The 15,695-nt window shown below is 68.6% G+C and carries 15 protein-coding genes; 4 read left to right on the forward strand and 11 right to left on the reverse strand.

The window, feature by feature from the left end; all coding sequences use genetic code 11:
- Positions 1 to 18 precede the first annotated feature (18 nt).
- Positions 19 to 1,008 (reverse strand): BtrH N-terminal domain-containing protein, encoded by a 990-nt coding sequence (locus tag MTP10_RS05815; protein WP_310707952.1) that lies wholly within the window; start codon positions 1,006 to 1,008, stop codon positions 19 to 21.
- A 179-nt stretch (positions 1,009 to 1,187) separates the two neighbouring features.
- Positions 1,188 to 1,784 carry a PadR family transcriptional regulator gene (locus MTP10_RS05820; protein ID WP_310707953.1) on the reverse strand — a complete coding sequence of 199 codons (597 nt, stop codon included), beginning with the start codon at positions 1,782 to 1,784 and terminating at the stop codon, positions 1,188 to 1,190.
- A gap of 65 nt (positions 1,785 to 1,849) precedes the next feature.
- Between MTP10_RS05820 and MTP10_RS05825 the strand changes: the two genes are divergently transcribed.
- Both MTP10_RS05825 and MTP10_RS05830 read left to right on the forward strand, forming a co-directional pair.
- Positions 1,850 to 3,403: an FAD-dependent monooxygenase gene (locus tag MTP10_RS05825; protein ID WP_310707954.1), complete on the forward strand. Its 1,554-nt coding sequence runs from the start codon at positions 1,850 to 1,852 to the stop codon at positions 3,401 to 3,403.
- 136 nt (positions 3,404 to 3,539) lie between these two features.
- Positions 3,540 to 3,983: a VOC family protein gene (locus tag MTP10_RS05830; RefSeq protein ID WP_310707955.1), complete on the forward strand. Its 444-nt coding sequence runs from the start codon at positions 3,540 to 3,542 to the stop codon at positions 3,981 to 3,983.
- Positions 3,984 to 4,060: 77 nt separating this feature from the next.
- Here MTP10_RS05830 and MTP10_RS05835 read toward each other — a convergent pair whose 3' ends face one another.
- Positions 4,061 to 5,035, reverse strand: coding sequence for a zinc-binding dehydrogenase (locus tag MTP10_RS05835; RefSeq protein ID WP_310707956.1), 975 nt, complete (start codon positions 5,033 to 5,035; stop codon positions 4,061 to 4,063).
- 132 nt (positions 5,036 to 5,167) lie between these two features.
- Between MTP10_RS05835 and MTP10_RS05840 the strand changes: the two genes are divergently transcribed.
- Positions 5,168 to 5,806, forward strand: a complete 639-nt coding sequence (locus tag MTP10_RS05840) for a helix-turn-helix domain-containing protein (protein WP_310707957.1) — start codon at positions 5,168 to 5,170, stop codon at positions 5,804 to 5,806.
- 44 nt (positions 5,807 to 5,850) lie between these two features.
- On the opposite strand, the gene MTP10_RS05845 is transcribed toward MTP10_RS05840, so the two are convergent.
- From MTP10_RS05845 to MTP10_RS05880, 8 genes are all read right to left on the reverse strand, one after another.
- On the reverse strand, positions 5,851 to 6,177 hold the full coding sequence (locus tag MTP10_RS05845) for a DUF1048 domain-containing protein (protein WP_310707958.1): 327 nt from the start codon (positions 6,175 to 6,177) through the stop codon (positions 5,851 to 5,853).
- A gap of 1 nt (position 6,178) precedes the next feature.
- Positions 6,179 to 6,535, reverse strand: a complete 357-nt coding sequence (locus tag MTP10_RS05850; protein WP_310707959.1) for a DUF1048 domain-containing protein — start codon at positions 6,533 to 6,535, stop codon at positions 6,179 to 6,181.
- Positions 6,532 to 6,858: a PadR family transcriptional regulator gene (locus MTP10_RS05855; RefSeq protein ID WP_310707960.1), complete on the reverse strand. Its 327-nt coding sequence runs from the start codon at positions 6,856 to 6,858 to the stop codon at positions 6,532 to 6,534. The genes MTP10_RS05850 and MTP10_RS05855 overlap by 4 nt, the downstream gene beginning before the upstream one ends.
- Before the next feature lie 117 nt (positions 6,859 to 6,975).
- Positions 6,976 to 8,184: a cytochrome P450 gene (locus tag MTP10_RS05860; protein WP_310707961.1), complete on the reverse strand. Its 1,209-nt coding sequence runs from the start codon at positions 8,182 to 8,184 to the stop codon at positions 6,976 to 6,978.
- 107 nt (positions 8,185 to 8,291) lie between these two features.
- Entirely contained in the window at positions 8,292 to 9,053 is a 762-nt protein-coding gene (locus MTP10_RS05865) for an ABC transporter permease (RefSeq protein ID WP_310707962.1), read from the reverse strand.
- A 9-nt stretch (positions 9,054 to 9,062) separates the two neighbouring features.
- On the reverse strand, positions 9,063 to 9,854 hold the full coding sequence (locus tag MTP10_RS05870; protein WP_310707963.1) for an ATP-binding cassette domain-containing protein: 792 nt from the start codon (positions 9,852 to 9,854) through the stop codon (positions 9,063 to 9,065).
- A 452-nt stretch (positions 9,855 to 10,306) separates the two neighbouring features.
- Complete coding sequence (locus MTP10_RS05875; protein WP_310707964.1) at positions 10,307 to 12,184, reverse strand: MFS transporter; 1,878 nt, start codon at positions 12,182 to 12,184, stop codon at positions 10,307 to 10,309.
- 327 nt (positions 12,185 to 12,511) lie between these two features.
- Positions 12,512 to 12,949 carry a DUF2267 domain-containing protein gene (locus MTP10_RS05880; protein ID WP_310707965.1) on the reverse strand — a complete coding sequence of 146 codons (438 nt, stop codon included), beginning with the start codon at positions 12,947 to 12,949 and terminating at the stop codon, positions 12,512 to 12,514.
- A gap of 151 nt (positions 12,950 to 13,100) precedes the next feature.
- Here MTP10_RS05880 and MTP10_RS05885 point away from each other — a divergent pair, with 151 nt between their 5' ends.
- Positions 13,101 to 15,680, forward strand: coding sequence for an AAA family ATPase (locus MTP10_RS05885; protein ID WP_310707966.1), 2,580 nt, complete (start codon positions 13,101 to 13,103; stop codon positions 15,678 to 15,680).
- Positions 15,681 to 15,695: the final 15 nt, after the last annotated feature.

Here is a 15,695-nt window from a genome sequence, read left to right on the forward strand (position 1 = left end):
CGGAAAGAAGCTGTCAGCTCATCTCCCCAGGCAGCTCAGCGCCTGCATCGCCGCGCGCTCTGTGCGTGCGATATCGCCCAGGACGTCGCCCGCCTGTACGAGGTACTGCGCATCGCCCGCTTCACCGGCTTTCGCGATCAGTGCCGCGGCTTCCGTCCACAGGCTTGCCGCCTCGGTGTACAGCCCGTGGCCGGTGCGCAGGTGGCTGCTGTCGAGGAGTTGGACGCACTCGCCGAGGAAGTCTCGGTAGAGGTTACGGAACAGGGCGCCGCCGGTGCCGGCCTTCTCCATCAGGAGGGCGGCCTGCGGCAGGTCCCGCTGCGGGTCGTCGGCCCGCTGGAGCCACGTGCGTACGAGCTTGCCGGCCTTGTCGATCCCACGGTGACCCAGGTTGGCGATGGGCGGGTCGAGGAAGGCGTCGGCGCAGGCGGTGATGGCAGGAATGACCTGGTCCCGCGGGGAAGGCAGGCTCGTCGGAGCGGTGAGGGTGAAGGACCGGTGCTTGGCCGTCATCGGGCCGCGCGCGGCCCTGGCCAGGGCGAGGCTGGTCAGGCTGGTGGACACCGCTCCGCCTTGCTGGTCGGTGTCCACCAGGTAGGCGTCGTGGTCGTCGTAGCCGTACATGGCGACGACATGACCGCCGAAGTGCACCTTCGACCCGAAGTAGTCCAGGTGGTAGCTGTCGAGCTGCAGCCCGACGGGGTGGCCGGCGTCGATGGGGGCCGCCACGTTCTCCCATGCCCTGCGAGGGGAGGCGGTCTCCCGGACCACGAGCTCCAGCCCGAGCCTGGTGGCCAGGTTTCTGGTGAGGTCGAAAGGCTTGACCCGTCCGCCGAGGAAGGGGAAGTCCATGCCCTTGCTGTCCCAGTAGACGAAGGACAGGCCGGAGCCCAGGCCGAAGAGCATGGGCTCGGACAGATCGACTCCTTGGTGCCGCAGCAGCACCCCCAGAGCCGTCGTCTCGCAGTGCTGCGTACCGCGGGCATCGACATCTCTCACCTTCGTCATGCCATGCTCTCCTCAACGGGGATGATCAGCCGGGTCGTCAGGGTGATGGTCCGGGCATCGCGTGCCTGTGCGGGCGCACGCCAACATGGTGGACTCTCCCGCGGTGGGAGAGTCCACCGCTGTACCGAGGGGCCGGGCCGGGGCCGCTGGCGACGAAGCGGGCGTCGCCGCCGGGAAGGTCACTCCCGTCGCGCCGCCGCCTTCTCCAGAGACTCCCGTGACCAGGTGATCCGCCCGGCACGCAGGTCCTCGACGACCCCGCGCAGCCACCGGGCCTCGGCCGCCGTCACCTCGCGCAGGTACTCGATCTCCAGCACCGCGATCCGCGGCAGGTCGTCCTCGGCCGTCAGCATCTCCTCCAGCCCGGCCAGCGTCTTCGCGACCGCCCGCTCGCGCCGCTCCAGCGCCTCGGCCAGGTCGTCGGGCGCGAGCAGGAGCGCGGTGGCCAATGCCGCCGGGAACTGCGGGAACTCCTGTCTTGGGGCGCTCAGCATCTCGTCGAGCCAGCGGTACAGCGTCCGGCCGCCCTCGTCGGTGATCTCGTAGACCGTGCGCTCCGGGTACTGCTGGTCGCGGCCGGTCTCGCGGACCTGGATCAGGCCGCCCTCCTGCAGCCGGTCGATCGTGCGGTAGAGGCTCGCCCGCTGGCCCACGTTCACCACCACGTCCTTGCCCCACTGTTTGAGCAGGCGCTGGATGCCGTACGGGTGCAGCGGCTGTTGGCGCAGCAGGGCGAGCACTGTGAGGGCGAGCGGAGAACCGCGGTCAAGAGCCATGGCCTGATGTTATCCCCAGCGTTACTAGTTGACGCGTAACTAGTGTCGCTGTAACTATAAACACCATGAGAGAAACCCCCGTACTGATCGTCGGCGGCGGGTACGCCGGCCTCGCCTCCGCGCTTTTCCTCGCCCACCAGGGCGTTCCCTGCCTGCTCGCCGACCGCCACAGCGGTGTCTCACTCTTCGGCCGCGCCAGAGGCATCAACACCCGCACGCTGGAGATCTACCGCCCGCTGGGCCTGGACCAGCTCATCAAGGACGCGGGCCGCCCCTTCGACGGCGACGCCGGCGTCGCCAGGTGCGCGAGCCTGGCGGACGACTGGCAGTGGATCTTCGACGAGGAATTCCCCCGCGCGCTGCCCGAGCTCACCGCGGGCGAGTTCTGCCTGGCCGACCAGAGCACGGTCGAGCCGATCCTGATCGAGGCCGCCCGGAGCAAGGGCGCCGAGCTGCGGTTCGGCACCCGCTGCGAGTCGATCACGGCCGACGCCGGCGGCGTCACCGCCGAACTGCGCGACCTGGCCACCGGCGAGCCGCACACGGTCCGGGCGCAGTACGTCATAGCCGCCGACGGCTACCACAGCGGCATCAGGGAGCAGCTCGGCATCGCCCGCCCCGGCCTGCGCGAGCTGCGGCACTATGTCACGTTCGTCATCCGCGCCGACCTGTCGGGCATCCTCACCAGGCGCGCCTTGTTCTGGATCATCGGTGACCCCGGCACCGGCGCCATGGGAGCCTTCACCACGCACGCTCTCCGCGATCACTGGGGCCTGTCCCTCGCGTACGACCCGCGCACCGAATCGCCCGCCGACTTCACCGACGAGCGCTGCCTCGCCGCCGCGAAGCGGCTCATCGGCCGCGACGTGCCTGTGGAGGTGGTGAGCAAGGCGTCATGGACGGAGGCCGTCGGCGTCGCCGACCGCTTCCGCTCCGGCCGCGTCTTCCTGGTCGGCGACGCCGCCCACGTGTGGCCGCCCGCCCAGGCGATGGGCGCGAACTCGGCGGTCCAGGACGCGCACAACCTGGCCTGGAAGCTGGCCGCCGTGCTCGAAGGGCGGGCCTCCGACGCGCTGCTCGACACCTACGAGGCCGAGCGCCGTCCCGTCGCCCTGGAGCTCGCCGACCTGACCGTGCGCAGCCAGGCCGCCCGCTTCGGCCCCACCCCCGAGGAGGACCCGGTCGACCCGGTGATCTGCATCCTCGGCCAGCGCTACACCTCCGCCGCCATGATCGGCCCCGGACCCGGCCCGGTGTTCGGCGACGAGGTCGAGCCGAAGGCCCGGCCCGGTGTCCGCGCCCCGCACCTCTGGCTCGACCGTGACGGGCGGCGCATCGGCGTCCACGACCTGTTCCATGACGCCTTCACGTTGCTGTGCGGGCCCGGCGGCGAGGCATGGGCGCGCGCCGCGCAGAAGGTGGACGGCGTACGTGCCCACCGCGTCGGCCCCCGGGCGACCGATGCCGAGCTGACGGACGTCGAGAACCGCTGGGCGGAGCGCTACGGCAGGGCCGCCGTCCTGGTCCGCCCCGACGGCTACGTCGCCTGGCTCGCCGACGGCGAACCGGATGCGGAGCGGCTGGCCGACGCACTACGGCGTGTCCAGATCACCGCCTAGAGGCCGGCCGGCGCACGGACGGCAAAGCGAACGGATCGACGACCACTGCGAACCCGCTCTGCACGTTTAACCCCTGGCGCCGCGTGCAGAGGGCAGGACGGCGGAGGCCGGAATGACCACAGGGAGCGGGGTTCGAGTGGCCGATCAGGACAGCGGGCTCAGGCTGTGTCAGGTGGTGCTCGACTGCACCGATGCCAGGGCCTTGGCGGAGTTCTACCGGTCCCTGCTGGGCCTGGTCTACCGGCCCGGCGATGAGCCGCCGGAACCGACGGGCGATGACGAGCGGGGCCGCGACTGGCTGGTGCTGAGGACCCCGGACGGCGCTCCCCAGCTGGCCTTCCAGCAGGTCGACGAGCTGCCGGAAGCGACATGGCCACAGGGCCGGGTGCCGCAGCAGTCGCACCTGGACCTGACCGTGACATCGGTCGAGGAGCTGCGGGCACAACATGAACGCGTCCTGCGCCTCGGCGGCCGGCTCCTGCTGGACCGTATCGACGACGCCGAGGAGCCCCTGCGTGTGTACGCCGACCTGGCTGGACACCCCTTCTGCATCTTCGTTTCCAGGCGCGGGCACCCTTGAGGATCGCTGACGACCTCTGATCGCGCGTGGCGTCAGCGAGATGTCCTCGGGCCGCCCCCGTTTCCGGGTCGCGGGGGCTACGGTGCCAGCACGATCCTGCCGAAGACCTCACCCGCGTCCATCTTCTGGTGCGCCAGCACGGCTCCGTCCAGTGGCAGCAGCTCGTGCACCACCGTTTCGATCTCGCCGCGACCGGCTGCGGCGAACTGCTCGCCGCGCACCGCACCCCGATCGGCCGGGCTGACGGTGGCCGCGCTGAACGTGGCGAAGGACATCGACTTCTGGAACGCCGCCATGATCTTCATGCCGAAGTCCGCGGGCGGCAGACCTGCGACAGCGCCCACGGCCACCATGCGGCCGTTCGGGTTGAGCCGGTCGAGGAACGACGGCATGTGCTCACCGGCCACAACGTCGATGATGACGTCATAGCCCGCGGGAGCCCCCTCCCCGCCGTCGCCGGAGCGGTCCAGCACATGGGTCGCGCCGAGACGGCGCAGCCGCTCGCCGCGCTCGGCCGACGATGTCGTGACCGCCACCGCGGCGGCACCACCGCGAGCGGCGAGCTGTACCGTCATGATCCCGATGCTGCCGGCCGCGCCACGCACCAAGACCGTCTCCCCGGGAGCGAAACGGGCGTGGCGCAGCCCGAAGTGGGCCACCACACCGGAACTGCCGAGCGTCACAGCGTCGACGGCGGACAGGCCACCGGGCAGGGGAAGGATCTCCTCGACCGGCGCGACGGCCTGTTCGGCGTAGCCTCCGCCGGTGCCGGTGAAGCCCCACACCCGCCGGCCGATCCACGACGCGTCGACGCCGTCACCGACGGCAGTCACGGTGCCCGCCACCTCGCCACCGGGGATGTGGCCCTCCTTGAAGCCGTAGGCGGCCAGAGCCCCGCTTCGGATCACGGTGTCGACACCCCCGACGCCCACCGCCTCGGTGGCGATCAGCACCTGCCCGGCAGCGGGTACGGGAACCGGCAGGTCGACAACGGCCAGACCTTCAGGAACTCCGTACGTCCGGATGGCGATTGCCTTCAATGTCGTCTCCATGTTCTCGGACCGCTCACGCGCGATCCTTCACCACATCCGCCACCGATCGCCGCCTGGCGGGAAGGGGCTGGTCGAGCTCCTACGTCCTGGACGTTAACGGACGCCCCCGTCCGTTTAGGTAAAGTGAGAGTGGTGGCCGACCATTTGCCTCATACCCGTCGTTCCGACGCGCTGGACAATCGCGAACGCATCCTCGACGCGGCCCGGGCGCTGTTCTCCGCCGGCGGCCTGGACGTGCCGATGCGGGAGATCGCGCGGCGTGCCGGGGTGGGACCCGCCACCTTGTACCGTCACTTCCCGACCAAGCAGCTGCTGGTCGCCGATGCCTTCGCGGACCAGCTGCACGCATGCCGCGCCATTGTCGACGAGGGGTGCGCGGACCCTGATCCGTGGCGTGGCCTGTGCCTGGTGATCGAGAAGATCTGTGAGCTGCACGCCCGCGATCGGGGCTTCACCGAAGCCTTCCTGTCGACCTTCCCAGGGGTGACCGATGTCGCCGCGGGCCGTGAGTACACGGTGCGAGCAGTCGCCGAGCTGGCCCAGCGAGCCAAGAAAGCGGGACGTCTGCGGCCCGACTTCGTCCTGGACGACCTGATTCTCATACTCATGGCCAACAAGGGGATCCACGCCACATCGGCCGCCACCCAGGTCTCGGCCTCCCGACGCTTCGCCGGGTTGGTGATCCAGGCGTTCGAAGCCTGCCCTCAGCACGCGCCACTACCACCGGCGGCACGACTGGCATCCACAGCACCGCACGGCTTGCCGCGGTAATGCCGGAGAGGCTTTCGACGGTCAGGGGTCCGATGTTCCGGGTATTACTTCTCGGCCGTGCCGGGTTGCCCCTTGACGGACTCCTGATAGATGTCCGCGTAGGTGGGCGAGTCCTTCACCAGGTCGTCGCAGAAGGCGGCGACGTCGGTGCCGATGAGCTCCAGAACCCCCTTGCCGGCCGCGACGCCCTCCTCGAAGAAGTCGACGATCCCGGAGAGCAGGGTCCCGTCATGCAAGTCGATCGGCCCTACCTTGAAGAAGTACCTCTGGATCTCCTTGTAGACGATCTGGTAGTCGGGCGGGAGCGCCTTGACCCGCGCCATGTGCGCCCGCCACTGCTTCTTGCCCTCGATGATGTCCTGGATGCCCACGTCAGCCTCCTAGCCGGCCCAATTTCCTTGCGACGTTCCTGTTCAGCTGCTCGCGCCACCGGTCGCGATAGCTCCGAGCCCCTTCTCCGCCGGCCAGCGCCGCGCAGAAACCCTGGATGTCGTCACCCAGCACCTCGTGAATGCTCTGCCCCTCGGACGCCGTCTCTTCGAGCAGCCCCAGAGCACCGTCGAGAATTGGCATCAGGTTGCGGCCGGTGAAGTCCGAGTAGAGAGAAAGATGACCCTTGATCTCTTCCCACGCCGCCCGGTAGTCGGCCGGCAATGCCTGGGCCCGGGCTTCGAACGCCTTCCATTCCCTGGTGAGATCGCTGCCGGTTATGGTCTCCCAGAAGTTCATCTGCCGCCCTCCTTGAGCCTGTCGATCCGTGATGTGATGTAATCCCATTTCGCCCAGAACGTCGCGAGTTCTTTGCGCCCGGCGTCGTTGAGCGCATAGAACTTGCGCGGCGGACCCAGTCCGGACGGTCGTTTCGTCACCTGGACGAGCCCGTTCTTCTCCAGTCTCAGCAGGATGGTGTAAACCGTCCCTTCGACGACGTCGGCGAAGCCGAGTTCGTTCAGCCGGCGCGTGATGGCGTACCCGTAGGTCTCCTCGCTGCCGATGATTTCGAGCACGCAGCCCTCAAGCGTGCCCTTCAGCATCTCCGTCAGGTCGTGCATCGTGGGTCCTCTTCGGTTCTCCTGGTACTTCGTAGTACCGAGTATGGGGGCCGCAGGCGAGCAGCCACGACGGTGGCGGGTGGCCCGTACGCCGGCTCGCCTGTCATGGGTTCGTGGTCACACGTCCCAGGTGACCGGGAGGCTCTTGACCCCGTAGATGTCCGCGGTCTCCGGGCGCAGGGCGACCTCTTCGGCCGGTACGGCCAGGCGCAGCGTGGGGAAGCGGTTGACCAGTGCGGGGAACGCGACGCGCATCTCGACGCGGGCCAGTTGCTGGCCCAGGCACTGGTGGATGCCGTGGCTGAAGGCCAGGTGGCCGCCGTCCTGCCGCCGGAGGTCGAGGACGTGGGGGTTGGAGAAGCGTTCAGGGTCGCGGTTGGCGGTGTGGAGGGACAGGATGACCGTGGTGCCGGCCGTGATGGTGTGGCCGCCCAGTTCGACGTCCTCCAGCGCGACCCGGTGGAACTGCTTGGCGACGGTCAGGTACCGCAGCAGCTCCTCCACGGCCGGGTCGGTGAGCGCCGGGTCGGCGCGCAGCGCGGCCAGCTGCTCCGGGTTCTGCAGCAGGGCGAAGGTGCCCAGCGCCAGCATGTTCGCGGTGGTGTCGAACCCGGCCGACAGCAGGATCAGGGCCATCCCCTGCAGCTCCTCGTCGGTCAGGTCGCTGTCGAGCAGGTCGCTGAGCACGTCGTCGGTGGGGTGGGCGCGCTTGGCCACCACCAGCTGGGCGAGGTACTGCTGGGTCGCGGTGTAGGCCGCGAACAGCTCCTCGTCGCCGACCTCCCCGCCGAGGAACTTGTCGATGTTGTCCTGGAAGAAGCCCCGGTCCTCGTCCGGCACCCCCAGCAGCTCGCAGATCACGATGGCGGGGATGGGCTTGGCGAACGCGGTCACCAGGTCTGCCGTCGGCCCGGCCTTCTCCATGGCGTCCAGGTGGTCGGCGGTGATCTGCTCGACGCGCTCGGTGAGCAGCCGCATCCGCCGTACGGTGAACTTGCCCACCAGCGGTTTGCGATAGCGGCTGTGCTGGGGCTCGTCCATGAGGAGGAACTCGCCGGGCGGCGCCGGAGGCACCTCGATGCCGCCGTAGTCGATGGTCGGGTGGTGGCTCATGAGCTCCCTGCGGGAGCTGAACCGAGGATCGGCCAGGACCGACCGGACCAGGTCGTAGCCGGTGACCAGCCAGCCCTGGTGCCCGTCGGGGAAGGGGAAGCGGCTGATCGGGCTCTGCTCGCGGGCCTCGATCAGCTCCTTGGGCGGATCGAACGGACAGCCGGACTGACGCGCGGTCGGCATCGTCGGGAGGGTGTGGGGGGAGTCGGTCATGAGCTTTCCTTCTCTCGCGATAAGGCGTGTTGTGTGGAGCTCGAAGGGCACGTCGTGAGGAGGGCCGCCACGCCGACCGGGATCAAGACGGCCCCCGCCGGTGCGGCCTAGGAGATCTTGCGACGGTAGGTGTTCATGGCGAAGCCGTACGCGACGACGAGGATGCCGACGCACCAGGCCAGGGCGATCCAGATGTCGGTGCCGACCGGCTGCTGGGCGAACAGGGCACGGACGGCGTTGACGACAGAGGTCACCGGCTGGTGCTCGGCGAAGACGCGCAGCGGGCCGGGCATGGTCTCGGTGGGGACGAACGCCGAGCTGAGAAAGGGCAGGAAGATGAGCGGGTAGGAGAACGCGCTCGCGCCTTCCATGGTCTTGGCGGTGAGACCGGGGATGACGGCGATCCACGTCAGGGCCAGGGTGAACAGGATCAGGATGCCGGCGACCGAGAGCCACGCCAGCACTCCCGCCCCCGAGCGGAATCCCATGAGCAGGGCGACGAGCACGACGACCACGAGCGAGATCAGATTGGCCACGAGCGAGGTCAGCACGTGCGCCCACAGCACCGACGACCGCGCGGTCGGCATGGACTGGAACCGCTCGAAAATGCCGCCCTTCATGTCCATGAACAGCCGGTACGCCGTGTAGGCGATGCCCGAGGCGACTGTGATGAGCAGGATGCCGGGCAGCTGATAGTTCACGTACGACACCGAGCCGGTGTTGATCGCGCCGCCGAACACGTACACGAACATCAGCATCATGGCGATCGGCATGATCGCGGTCGTGATGATGGTGTCGGGGCTGCGCGTGATGTGGCGCAGGGACCGTCCCAGCAGGACGGCGGTGTCGCCGAAGAAGTGCTTGCTCATCGTGGTTCCTTACGCGTTCGTAGCGGCGTGGCGGTGCTTGCTGTCGGCGCCGACGAGGGCGAGGAAGACGTCCTCGAGGGTCGGCTGCTTCTCGACGTATTCGACCTTGGCGGGCGGCAGCAGCTGCTTGAGCTCGGCCAGGGTGCCGTTCACGATGATCCGGCCCTCGTGCAGGATCGCGATCCGGTCGGCGAGTTGCTCGGCCTCGTCCAGGTACTGCGTGGTGAGCAGCACCGTCGTCCCCTGAGCGGCGAGCTCCTTGACGGCCTGCCACACCTCGATACGCGCCTGGGGGTCGAGCCCGGTCGTCGGCTCGTCGAGGAAGACGACCGGTGGGTTCCCGATGAGGCTCATCGCGATGTCGAGGCGGCGGCGCATGCCACCCGAATACGTCCCCACCTTCCGCGCGCCCGCCTCGGTCAGCGAGAAACGCTCCAGCAGGTCATCGGCGATCTTGCCCGGGTTCTTGAGATGCCGCAGCCGGGCGACCAGCACCAGGTTCTCCCGCCCGCTGAGGAGCTCATCGACGGCCGCGAACTGCCCCGTCAGGCTGATCGACTCCCGCACGTTCGCCGGTTGCGTGGCGACGTCGAAGCCGTTGACCCTGGCCGTGCCCGCGTCGGCCTTGAGCAGCGTGGACAGGATCTTCACGGCCGTGGTCTTGCCCGCTCCGTTGGAGCCGAGGAGGGCGAAGATGCTGCCCCGGGTCACGGTGAAGTCCACGCCGCGCAGCACCCGCAGATCCTTGTACGACTTCTCCAGGCCATGCACCTGGATGGCCGGGGCGTGCTGTGTCGTCATCAGTCCGTCCTGTCTTGTCGTCCGGTGTCTTCGCCGACGGCGCGCGCGATGGCGCCGGTGAATCGGTTGCGCTCGCGGGTCCTGTACTGGCCGAGGGGGTGGTTGGCCATGAACGTCTCGACGAGCTCACGGGTCTTCGCCGAAGAGCTACTCGGTGTTGCTGACTACTGGTACAAAGTAACACTGACTACCGCTATCTAGCAACACTGAATAGCTGGGCAATGATTCGCGATCGCCTGTGTGGGTGCGGGTGACCTGATCGCTGTTCGTGAGTGCGGAACGGTGTGAACCGGTGTCCGTTGGGTGCCGTGGCCACGGTCGCGCTCGTGGCGGCCGTCGTGTCGTCCAACGCCTCGCCTGGCAGTGGGCGAAGACTCGCCGTGCGGAAGACGGCGCGATGCCGAGCGGGGTGGCCATAGCCAAGCAGTTCGGGCGCTCTCACCGATGGGGGCTCAACGCTCCGGCTCGCCGTACCTGCCAGGGGCAAACTCCTGGACCCTCCCCTCGCGGACCGCCTGGTGCAGGGCGGCGCGGAAGCGGCCCGGTCCCCACCTGCGGCCGTGGACGTGCTCGGCGAGCGTGTCGCGATCCGCAGGGCCGTGGTGTTCCAGCGCGTGAGCCACCTCGTCGATCTCCCGATCGAGGGCTTCCTCGGCGATGGCAGCGTGCCGGCTGGCCGTCCCACTGGTGCCGATCGCGCCTGGCGAGTACAGCCTGGTCCCGGGACCTGGGCGGAAGCGTCGGGCCCCGGCGCTCTCCAGAGCCCTTCGGCGCTTGCTGCGCAGGAGAGTCCGCTCCCTGTGCTCCGCCGCCTCGCGCCTGCTCTCCATGCTCAAGCCATACTCGCGCTCGGCCCGGAGCAGGGACTCGCGCTCGGCGGGCTCCATCTGTTCTTCCTCCGCCGTCAGCGGGCGGGCGATGTTCTCCAGCGACTGCTGCTCGGCCCGGACGCCGAACAGCAACTCGGCGATGCCGCCGATGGCCATGGCCGCCGCTCCGATAAGGAACCCGAGCGCCACCAGGCTCACGTTGCCACTGTGGATGAACTGGCCGAACAGGGCCGGCCCAGTGACGCCGCCGATGGCGGTGCCGATCGCGAAGAACAGGGCGATGGCCAGGGCCCGGGTCTCCATCGGGAAGACCTCGCTCACCGTGAGGTAGGCGGAGCTCGCGCCCGCCGAGGCCACGAAGAAGGTCAGCGCGATCAGGGTCATGAACGAGCCTGTGGTCAGCGCCTTGTTCATGAGCAGCACGGCGATCAGGGCGGTCAGGGCGGCGGAGACCAGATAGGTGCCGGCGATCATCGGAATGCGGCCGACGGTGTCGAACCAGCGCCCCATGACAAGGGGACCGAGGAAGTTCCCCAGCGCGAAAACGGCCATGAAGTACGGGACGTTCCCGGACGTCACGCCGAAGAAGCCGTTCAGCAACGTCCCGAGATCGAATGTGACGGCGTTGTACAGGAACGCCTGGCCGACGAAGAGAGCCAGGCCCAGGATCATCCGGCGCGGATAGCGCTCCATGGCCACCCGGGTGATCTCGCGGAAGGGGATTGCCTTACGCTGCCGGACGGTGATCGCAGAGCCAGGAGGCGGAAGCTCCTGATGGGTCTCCGCGCGGACCTCGGCCTCGATCCGGTTCACGATCCGTTCGGCCTCCTCGGCGTGCCCGTGGATGAACAGCCAGCGCGGACTCTCCGGGAGGTGTCGGCGAGTGACCATGATCGCGAGCCCGATGACGCCGCCAATGGCGAAGGCCAGCCGCCAGCCGAGGCTCGGCGAGAACAGCGGGCTGAGAAAGGCGAGCGCGGCGACGCTGCCGATGGCGGCGCCCACCCAGTAGCTGCCGTTGATGGCGAGGTCCACCCGGCCGCGGTTGCGCGCCGGGATGAGCTCGTCGATGGCCGAGTTGATCGCGGCGTACTCGCCGCCGATGCCCATCCCGGTCAGGAAGCGCATGAGGAACAGGTACCAGGGCTGGACGGCGAAGGCGGTGGCCACAGTGGCGGCCATGTAAATCCCGAGCGTGACCATGAACATCCTCTTGCGGCCGAGACGGTCGGTCAGCTGGCCGAACAGGAGAGCTCCGATACACGCTCCGGCGACGTAAATGGCCGCAGCGGTGCCGATGTCGGCGGGGTTCACCACGATGCCGCTGCCACGTTCGATCATGCGGGAGGCGACCGCGCCGACGATCGTCACCTCCAGTCCGTCGAGGATCCACACGGTTCCGAGCCCGAGGACGACCTTCCAGTGGAATCTGGCCCATGGCATGCGGTCGAGGCGGGCGGGGATATCGGTTCGAACGGTGCCAAGCCGCGCTGTGGTCATGGTCAAGGCTCCTTCACCTAACACCGACGGATGGCGGATCAGCGCAGCCCCGGCCGTGCTGCGCTGTACGGTGGGTTACATGCTCCGCTGTCGGGTTCTCGGGCATCGGTTCCGGTTCACCAGCGAACAGGAGACGATGAGCTGGCGGTGCCAGCGAGGCTGCGAGGCAGGCGGCGCCAGACGATACGCCTCCGCCGAGGATGCCCGCCGCTACGCCGAGGCCTTCGACAAAGAGGACCGGGAGGATCTCGGCAGGCGAGCCCCCCTGGTGGGACTCATGCCGCTCCGGCTCATCCGCGCCCTGCGCCGACGGCGAAAGACTGACCGCTAGGGCAGCACCGAAGCCAGGTCCCTCGGCATGCTGGATTTCACGTCCTCCCACTCGCCATCGGTAATGTGCTTCCTGAGCGCCTGCAAAACCGTCTTGACGAGATCATCGGTATTTTCGTGGAATTCGAAGTTCACCCCGCTTGACACGCGGTCGAGGAACTCCTCACGGTTGACCTTCACCGGAACCGCGCCCGGGCGCCAGCCGTCGTAATAAAGACCACGGATCAGCAGCGGCAGTTGGGCGGCGAGGTGCGCGCTCTCCTCGACGGACAGCCGGTCGCGGAGCGCGTGAAGCACCGCCCGGAGGGCGGCGTAGGATCGGTTCCGCTGCTCAGCAGACCAACCGTGCGCCTCTTCGATCTCACGCAGGACCCGGTTCGTCTTGTCCACGGTCCGGTTGAACGGCGCATAACCGGTCTCCGCCATCTCGTCCATCCCTTCGCGTTCTCTTGTGGCACTACAACCTTGGCTCCAGTCGTCGCCGGACCACATCCCCAAGCCATGTAGTGGACCGAGCGCAAAAGATCTCCACAGGCAAGGGATTCGCCGCTCCTGCGCTGGAAAGCGCTCGATTGGAGGGAACGAGATGCGGGGTCGCGAACGGGAATGGCGCCAGGTCGAGGGGCTGCTTCGCACGCTGCGACAAGGCGGGACCGGCACGCTACTCGTAGACGGTGAACCCGGGGCGGGCAAGAGCAGGCTGCTGCACGAAGCCGCCGGTGTCGCTCCCCACCACGGCATCGGCCTGATCCGCGGCGGCGTGGAAGAATGGGGCGAACTCGTTTCGTGCGGCTTCCTGCTGCAGTCCCTCGATCTCCCGTTCGAGGCGCGGTCCGTCGGCTCACCGACGCACCTGCTGGACCGCCTGACGAAGGCCTTCGAAGAGCGGGCCAGAGCGCCGGTGCTGGCCGTGTTCGACGACCTGCACCGGGCCGAACCGGCGACGCTGAAGATTGTCCGCGCCCTACACGACCGGCTGACGACCCGGCCCGTCGGCTGGTTGCTGAGCGGCTCGACCGCCGAGAACGACGGCCGCGCCGCCTCCCTGTTCGGTTTCCTGGAGCGGAACGGCGCCGCGCGGGTGAAGCTCGCGCCGCTCTCGCCGGAGGCCGTCACGGAGCTGGCAACGGACCTGCTCGGGAGGGCGCCCGATCCGACGACGAGTGTGCTGGTGGCCGGTGCCGGGGGCAATCCTCTGCTGATCATCGAATTGCTCGCCGGCCTGCGCGACGAAGGCCGCCTCGACGCGTCCCGTGGTGCCATGTCTCATGCCCATGTGCCCGTCCGGCTGCGAGGGGTGGTGCGACGCTGGACCGACACCCTGAGCGGGCAGGCCCGAAGCCTGGTGGAGACCGCCGCCGTGCTCGGCGGGCCGCTGCCGATCGAGCAGGCCGCGTCGCTGCTCGGCACCACGCCGGCCGGGTTGCTCTCCGCCATCGAGGAAGTCACGGCGGCGGGCATTCTCGACGTCACCGGGCGTGGGCTCGCCTTCCGCTACGAGCTGGTCGCGAGCGTCACCGCCACATCGGTTCCTCCGCCAGTACGGGATGCACTGCTGAGCCAGTTCGGCGCTCTCACAGACCTGGAACCGGCGGGCGGCCGTTTCACCACTTCGGCCGCTGCCGTCCACGCGGCGGTCACCGGTGGACGGCTGGAGGAGGCCGAGAACATGGTCCAGGAACGTCTCGTCGACAATCGCTTCGCACAGAACGTGGCGGAACTACGATGCCTGCTGTCGGACATCATGTACCGGACCGGCAGGGACGACGAGGCGATCCACGAGGCCGACAGTGTGCTGGCCCTCCCGGCCCGCTGGCATCACGTGCGCGACCGCGCGGTCGTGGTGAGGCTGTATGCCATGACCCGCCAGCATGACGACTACGTAGGTGCATACGCGAATGACATCATCGAGGGCGAATCCGGGGACGGTCCAACAGTCAGGGTCGCCGCGCTGACCGCCCTCGCCACGATCGAGCGGGACGAGGGCAGGCTCTCGAACGCCTTTGCGCTGGCCGAGGACGCCTGGCGGCTGGCCAGCAAGGACCGGCCGAGCGAACGCCGCTACGAATCCTGTCTCACCATCGCGGCGATGCTCATCGATGTGCGCCGCCTCGACGAGGCGCGGGCAATGCTCCAGCAGGCACGCACGGAAATGCTCGTTCATGACCATCTGGCCTGGGCGGCGGACGTCGCGGCATTGGAGGCTCGCGCCCAGTTCGCCGCAGGCCGGTTCGACGGTGCGGTCACCGCAGGGAAGATAGCTCTGAGCCTCGCCGCCGTTCACAACATGCCGCTGGCCGCCGAGGTGGCCAGCGGCGTGCTCGCCGCCGTCGCTCTCCGGCGGGGCGACCTGCGAGAAGCAATGCGACGTCTCGCGGCCCCCGCCGAGGGATCGAGCGAAGCACACGCGCGGCACGCCCTGCTGGCAGCCCAGGTCACCGAGGCGTCTGACGGCCCCCGGAGCGCGATGACCTTGCTCACGGCTCTCTCCCGCCCGCTCCAGCTGTTTTCGCTGCTCGCCATGGATTCGACGGTGAGCGCGTGGATGGTGCGGGTCGCCATGGGCGCGGGAGACCGTTCAACGGCCGAGTCCATCGTCACCACGGCGGAGGCCCTCAGTCGCGCCAGCTTGGGCCTCCCGATGTTGGCCGCGTCCGCCGCGCACGCCCGGGGCCTGCTCGATGGCGATCGCGAGGCTCTCTCCCTCGCTGCCGAGCAGATCGAGGACAAATGGGCGCAGGCCTCGGCCGAGGAGGATCTCGGCATGGTGCTGAAGGCCCTCGGGGAGCAGCAGGAGGCGGTCACCAGTTTGGACCGAGCCTTGGCGATCTACGATGACATCGGATCCACCAGGGACGCGGCACGCGTCCGCCGGAGGTTGCGCGACTTGGGGGTGCGCCGCCGCCACTGGCACCACACTCAGCGGCCCGCCTCCGGCTGGGGCAGCCTCACGGAAACCGAGCATGCCGTCGCGCTGCTCGCCGTCGAGGGATGGACCAACCGGCAGATCGCCGAGCAGATGTTCCTCAGCGTCCATACGGTCGCGTTCCATCTGCGGCATGTCTACCGCAAGCTGAGCATCGGCTCCCGTGTCGAGCTCACACGCCTCGCGGTGGAGCAGGAACGTGTCAGCCCCGACCGGTCGCACGATGAGAGGCAAAGCTGAGCCGCCGAAACTACA

This window comes from Nonomuraea sp. 3-1Str (genome assembly GCF_031570565.1).
Taxonomy (GTDB): Bacteria; Actinomycetota; Actinomycetes; order Streptosporangiales; family Streptosporangiaceae; genus Nonomuraea.

Coding starts and splice junctions, on each gene's coding strand:
- MTP10_RS05815 (WP_310707952.1), bottom strand. CDS start 1,008: ATGACGAAGGTGAGAGATGTCGATGCCCGCGGTACGCAGCACTGCGAG.
- MTP10_RS05820 (WP_310707953.1), bottom strand. CDS start 1,784: ATGGCTCTTGACCGCGGTTCTCCGCTCGCCCTCACAGTGCTCGCCCTG.
- MTP10_RS05825 (WP_310707954.1), top strand. CDS start 1,850: ATGAGAGAAACCCCCGTACTGATCGTCGGCGGCGGGTACGCCGGCCTC.
- MTP10_RS05835 (WP_310707956.1), bottom strand. CDS start 5,035: ATGGAGACGACATTGAAGGCAATCGCCATCCGGACGTACGGAGTTCCT.
- MTP10_RS05850 (WP_310707959.1), bottom strand. CDS start 6,535: ATGAACTTCTGGGAGACCATAACCGGCAGCGATCTCACCAGGGAATGG.
- MTP10_RS05855 (WP_310707960.1), bottom strand. CDS start 6,858: ATGCACGACCTGACGGAGATGCTGAAGGGCACGCTTGAGGGCTGCGTG.
- MTP10_RS05860 (WP_310707961.1), bottom strand. CDS start 8,184: ATGACCGACTCCCCCCACACCCTCCCGACGATGCCGACCGCGCGTCAG.
- MTP10_RS05865 (WP_310707962.1), bottom strand. CDS start 9,053: ATGAGCAAGCACTTCTTCGGCGACACCGCCGTCCTGCTGGGACGGTCC.
- MTP10_RS05870 (WP_310707963.1), bottom strand. CDS start 9,854: ATGACGACACAGCACGCCCCGGCCATCCAGGTGCATGGCCTGGAGAAG.
- MTP10_RS05875 (WP_310707964.1), bottom strand. CDS start 12,184: ATGACCACAGCGCGGCTTGGCACCGTTCGAACCGATATCCCCGCCCGC.
- MTP10_RS05880 (WP_310707965.1), bottom strand. CDS start 12,949: ATGGACGAGATGGCGGAGACCGGTTATGCGCCGTTCAACCGGACCGTG.
- MTP10_RS05885 (WP_310707966.1), top strand. CDS start 13,101: ATGCGGGGTCGCGAACGGGAATGGCGCCAGGTCGAGGGGCTGCTTCGC.